This is a genomic window from Ruminococcus difficilis (genome assembly GCF_016680995.1).
The window spans coordinates 1-5421 of the sequence record NZ_JAEQMG010000044.1 but is presented as its reverse complement, the minus strand read 5'-3'; the positions used below and the strand labels follow the sequence as shown (position 1 = coordinate 5421).

Genomic DNA, 5421 nt, shown 5'->3' with positions numbered 1-5421 from the left:
CTATTCTGCGGCGGCTGCAATGTCGGCATCAACATAGATTCCAAAAGAGTAATTTACAATGATGTTGACGAGCATTTATTCTATCTTTTCAATACCTTTAAGAACCTTGATAAAGATGTTATTTTTGAGCTGATTTTTAAGATAATTAGCGATTACGATTTATCTCTTGTGTGTGAACACGGATATGATTATTATCATTGCGAGAGCGGTAAAGGTGTCGGTAGTTATAATAAAGAGCGTTTTTTGAAACTGCGTGACGATTTCAATCATCATAAACAGGAAGATTACTATTACTACTTAATGTTGTATGTGTTGATTGTATATGCGTTTAACAATCAGATTCGATTCAACGCTAAAGGCGAATATAACTTGCCGGTAGGAAAAAGAGATTTCAATAAAAAAATGCAAAGCAAACTGTCTGACTTTATTGACAGACTACACCGTCAGGACTGTCGCTTTACTTGTATGAGCTTTAATGAGTTTGATGTTTCCGGTTTGACCAATAGAGATTTTGTCTATGTTGATCCGCCTTACTTAATTACCTGCGCTACATATAACGAACAAGACGGTTGGAATGAAGATCACGAAAAAGAGCTATTGCATTTTCTTGATGAATTGAATAGCAAAGGTATTCGTTTTGCCCTTTCAAACGTTCTCCGAAGCAAGGGTAAAGAGAATACTATTCTTATCGAATGGTTATCAAATAAAAAATATAAAACACATCATCTGGATTATGGATATTCCAATTCCAATTATCAGACCAAAGATAAACAAACAAAGAGCGAAGAAGTATTGATCACTAACTATTGAGGACTTAGCTATGCCGAACGAAATTCCTTATAAGAGCTTTTGCTGGGCTTTAGGAACTACCAGCTTTAGGACAAAAGATTTTAATAAGACCATTGAGGAACAGCTTGCGCTACTCGATGGCTTCTGGGCTTTGCCTGAAAATCACGGAGCGACCTGGTCGGGTGATAATAACACTCAGGCACGCTACTATGATTATATGAAAGCAAAGGAGTTTGTTGTCGGAAGCGCAAAGAATAAGCCGAAGGACGCTCGTGAAAAGACCTCCGGCTTAGTTGATATTGGTATCATTGATGAGAATCGCAAACTAACCGAAGCAGGTAGAGCGCTGTTAGAAATCAGTCAATCAAATGATTTTACTTCGGATAACTTTTTCCAGATCCCTAAAGATAGCTTCTTATATCTAAGACAGCTACTAAAAACATATAACAATGTTGACGGCTCTATTGTAAGACCGTTTATTGTATTACTCTACGTTCTGTCAAAGGTAGAGTTTCTTTCCTTGGATGAATTCACATATTTACTTCCCTTATGCACCAGCAATGAATATACTGAGCAGATAATTGAAGGTATCCAAACTTGCCGGAACAATACGGCGTCATTTGATGATATTATAATTAATCGTTTGCTTGAAATGGACAATTATCAAGCAGCACTGAAAAAATTCCTTGATAATACTGTTACAGAGAACTTAATCTGTGAAATCGGACTAAATAGAAAAAGCCGAAACTACGACAAGACATATCTTCGTCTTTATGATGAGTTGTATTCTGTTTTCGTCAATCACGATAACACTCGAATTCCGCTTATCTTCTCCGCCACTAAGAATATAAACATAGGTAAGTGGTGGAGGAGGTATTTGTTCAATACATCTTCTGAAAAAGCTATTGAAAAGAATCCGGTTGCTTGTTTGAAGCATACTGCTTTTGCGGGTGTATCAACGGAATCAGAATTCAAGATCGTTTTCTTTAAAACTATGCACTTGTTTAAGGCAAAGGCAACCTTATCCGATTACCTTGATTTAAACAGGCGATATATCCGAACTACAGATATTGTTTTGTTTGAGGACAGTAATATAAAGCTGGATATTATTCCGAAGCATTTCTTTAATTCGGTTGCTGATGAGCTGCACAATTACGCCTACACAGCTTGTGACATATTGTATGAAGATAGTAAACTGGTTGAGATTGCTGATTGCCTTGTAATTAACGAGGAAACTGTAATCGAAGGCGTAAATGCTGAACTCGGCACAAATGTCACTACAATAGGCGAAGCCAGAAATGTTCTGGAGGATAACCGCTATCGTAGATTACAGCATTTAATTGATACGAAGTTTACCGATGAAATCATTGTAACTCTACTCGGATATTTTGAAAGCAGAAACGATGCTGAAATAAAGAGTATGGTAACGGAAAACGCAGACATTCCGACTATCTTTGAATATGTGTTAGGTATTCTTTGGTATAAAATCAGTGAAAGACAGGGTAAGATTCTTGATTATATGAAATTGTCCCTTGACGCTGATCTCTTACCCAAAACACACGCCGCCGGTGGTGAAGCAGATATTGTATATGAATATCCCGAAACAGAGTATTATCCTGCACACACACTTTTGCTTGAAGCGACTTTAGCCGACAACACAAATCAGAGGCGCATGGAAATGGAACCTGTTTCCAGACACTTGGGCAGACACCTTATCAGAACAGGTAATCTGAATTCCTATTGCGTTTTTGCGACAACTTATCTTGATATAAATGTTATCGCAGATTTCAGAGGAAGAAAGAATATGCCGTTCTATGATACTCAGGATTATACTAAAAGTGTAGATGGAATGAAGATCATTCCGTTGCAGACTTCTGAATTAATAAGAATCGTAAATGATAACAGAAAGTATTATCAGCTATATGGTTTATTTGAATATGCTTTTCAATCAGATTTGCGTCCTCATGAATGGTATCAAAAGAACATTAAAAATATGTTATAATTTAGAAAGAGGTGTTTAAAATAAAAAGACAAGTATTCTTTAGCTTTCATTATGACAATGATGCATGGAGAGTATCACAGGTAAGGAATATGGGAGTCGTTGAATCCCAAAAACTGTTTTCAGATAATAGCTGGGAAACTGTACGGCGAAAAAGCGATCCCGCAATTAAAAGTTGGATAGACAATGAAATGAAGTGGCGCTCTTGCGTAGTTGTTTTAATTGGCGCTGAGACTGCAAATCGCAAGTGGGTTCAATATGAAATAGAACACGCTTGGAAAGAAGGAAAGGGAATCGTTGGTATTTATATTGATTCTTTAGAGGACAGTACAGGAAAGCAGTCCAAACGAGGAAAAAACCCATTTGATTATTTCTGTATTGATACTACATTCAACTATATTACAAAAAACTCAATTCCAGCGGATTCAAATGAGGTAAGACTTAGTTCTATAATAAAAACTTTTGACTCGAGTTATGTGAGTAGCAAATACGTTTACGAAGATATAAAAAACAATATTGAAAAGCTAATTGAAGAGGCAATTAAAATTAGAAATAAATATCCTAAATGAGGTGTTTGTTGTGGATGATAAGCAAAAGTGTTTAGAAAAAGAAATTGATTTAATACAAGCTTGCATAAATCGTATGGCAAAAAATTCATTCGTCGTTAAGGGCTGGGCAATAACCTTGGCTTCAGTAATACTCGCATTATTGCCCAAGAATATCGATATAAAAATTCTAAGTTTAATAGTCTTAGTATCTACATTATGTTTTTGGTATATCGATGCTTTTTTCTTGAAAACCGAAAAATTGTATAGGTGGAAATATGAGTGGGTTATAGCAAACAGACATAAGAACGAACATTACAAATATGACTTGAATCCTTATAATAAAAATATGTGGATGAAATCTAATAAAACAGAGCGCAAGGCACCATGTATTATTAGAGTAATGTTTACAAAAACGCTCGTTCCGTTATATGGTTTGTTGATCTCACTTTCTGTTTTTTTGTTTATTAATTCATATTTTAATTTCATCGATGTATTAATAGTGAGTGGTACTGTAGCAACTTAAAACAATAATGGAGATTTTATGGCTGGATTTACAAAACACAAGTATGCAAAAGATTTAACGCAAACAAAGAATAGTTTTAATACTTATGTCAAAAAGATAAGTCCTATATTGCCAATTGAGTTTGACTTAAACTGTATTATTAAAACATTAAAAAAATATTATCCCTATGAATGGAGATTACTTGAGGAAAAATATAAAGAATACACCAGAGCTGATAGAAAACTAATTCGTGTTGGTAAAAAGGCTCGATATAAAACAGTAACACCCGAAAAACTGATTTCCATTCTTCCTCAAACCAAAGCTATCCTATCTAAAGATTACAAAGCTAATTATCGTAATAGTTTTTCTGAAGTTCAAAGAACTCAAAATGAAGAGAAGATAAAAAAAGAACGGTTACCTAAAATTCAAAGGATTGACGATCGCATTGCTAAAGCAAAAAGCCGAGTTCAACAAATGGAACCAATCTATTTTGAGAAGATGATGGGTTTATACGATAGAAAGGGGACAACTCAAAAAGATCGGGTATATATTATGCATGAACTCACTAAATACTATTCACCAGAAATCGTTCAATTTTTTAGCAGAAAAGCCCATTCTGAGTATAATTTCCAATTAAGACTAATGGCTTTTTCCTATTTGCAGCAGTTTTATCATTATACTGAACTTCGTAGTCAAAAACATATGGAACTTCGCACTACGAATAAAAAGAAAAGAAAAGAAATGCGAGAATACGCAAAACAAAAATTTAACCTGAATTATTCATGCACATCCTGAACTGCATCTGCAAATGGTTGTGCATGATCAGACAGCTGCAAAGCTGTCAACCTGTATAGTTCTCCGCCGAGAAAAGGGTACACTACTCCCTTGGGGTTTTAGATTTTCTTTGAACGGGGTTTCTTTGAAGCTGTCAAGGTACACGGGGTAACGGTTATTCGAGTTGCGGACTGAGTTTTTCGATATTGGCGAGAGTCTCGAAAAACTGCTTTTGGTATGGGCAGTAACTGCACAGTTTAAAATACACATATCTTGCAGAGCTGACTACTCTGGCTGCAATTTTCAACAGCTTGAGTCTGACAGTGTCGATACGATCCTTTCGCATGGATTCCGGCAGTGTCAGGCGGCGGAACCAGTTGAAAAGATTGTATGCCAGTGCATGAATCTGAACCCGGTTGGCGTTGACAATCATGGAAGAACTGCTGACATAGCTCATATCAAAGCCGGATTTGCACTCCTTGATGAAGTTTTCCATATTTCCACGCTTGCAGTAAAAGCGGATTAAATCCTCGGGAGAGGATTCCATATTCGTCACAACAAAGGTATTCATGTGGAGCATCTGACCGCAGGGCTTCTCAATTTTGCAGACGACGCGTCTGGGATAAGCCCAAGAATCGGCTTTGTAAAGGAACTCGCCATAAACGACGGCATAAGAGACCATGTCGTTCTGCGTCAGATAAGACAATTCGGAGTCCAAAGCTTGAGCAAGTCTTCTCAGCACAGGATTTTCCTTGAGCCGAATGACGTAAGAAGTGCCGTTCGTTTCAAACAGGCTGTAGAGTTCATCT

The 5421-nt window shown here is 36.5% G+C and carries 6 protein-coding genes; 5 read left to right on the top strand and 1 reads right to left on the bottom strand.

Annotated elements, in window-relative coordinates; translation table 11 throughout:
- From JKK62_RS04520 to JKK62_RS04500, 5 genes are all read left to right on the top strand, one after another.
- On the top strand, positions 1 to 810 hold an 810-nt coding region (locus tag JKK62_RS04520), incomplete at its 5' end, for a Dam family site-specific DNA-(adenine-N6)-methyltransferase (RefSeq protein ID WP_201427066.1).
- A 10-nt stretch (positions 811 to 820) separates the two neighbouring features.
- On the top strand, positions 821 to 2791 hold the full coding sequence (locus JKK62_RS04515; RefSeq protein ID WP_201427065.1) for an AlwI family type II restriction endonuclease: 1971 nt from the start codon (positions 821 to 823) through the stop codon (positions 2789 to 2791).
- Between the two features lie 11 nt (positions 2792 to 2802).
- Positions 2803 to 3357 (top strand): TIR domain-containing protein, encoded by a 555-nt coding sequence (locus JKK62_RS04510; protein ID WP_366502991.1) that lies wholly within the window; start codon positions 2803 to 2805, stop codon positions 3355 to 3357.
- 10 nt (positions 3358 to 3367) lie between these two features.
- Positions 3368 to 3859, top strand: a complete 492-nt coding sequence (locus JKK62_RS04505) for a hypothetical protein (RefSeq protein ID WP_201427064.1) — start codon at positions 3368 to 3370, stop codon at positions 3857 to 3859.
- A gap of 18 nt (positions 3860 to 3877) precedes the next feature.
- Positions 3878 to 4633, top strand: coding sequence for a hypothetical protein (locus tag JKK62_RS04500; protein WP_201427063.1), 756 nt, complete (start codon positions 3878 to 3880; stop codon positions 4631 to 4633).
- Positions 4634 to 4787: 154 nt separating this feature from the next.
- Here JKK62_RS04500 and JKK62_RS04495 read toward each other — a convergent pair.
- Positions 4788 to 5421, bottom strand: a 634-nt coding sequence (locus JKK62_RS04495; protein WP_201427062.1) for an IS1380 family transposase, incomplete at its 5' end; no start/stop codon positions are given.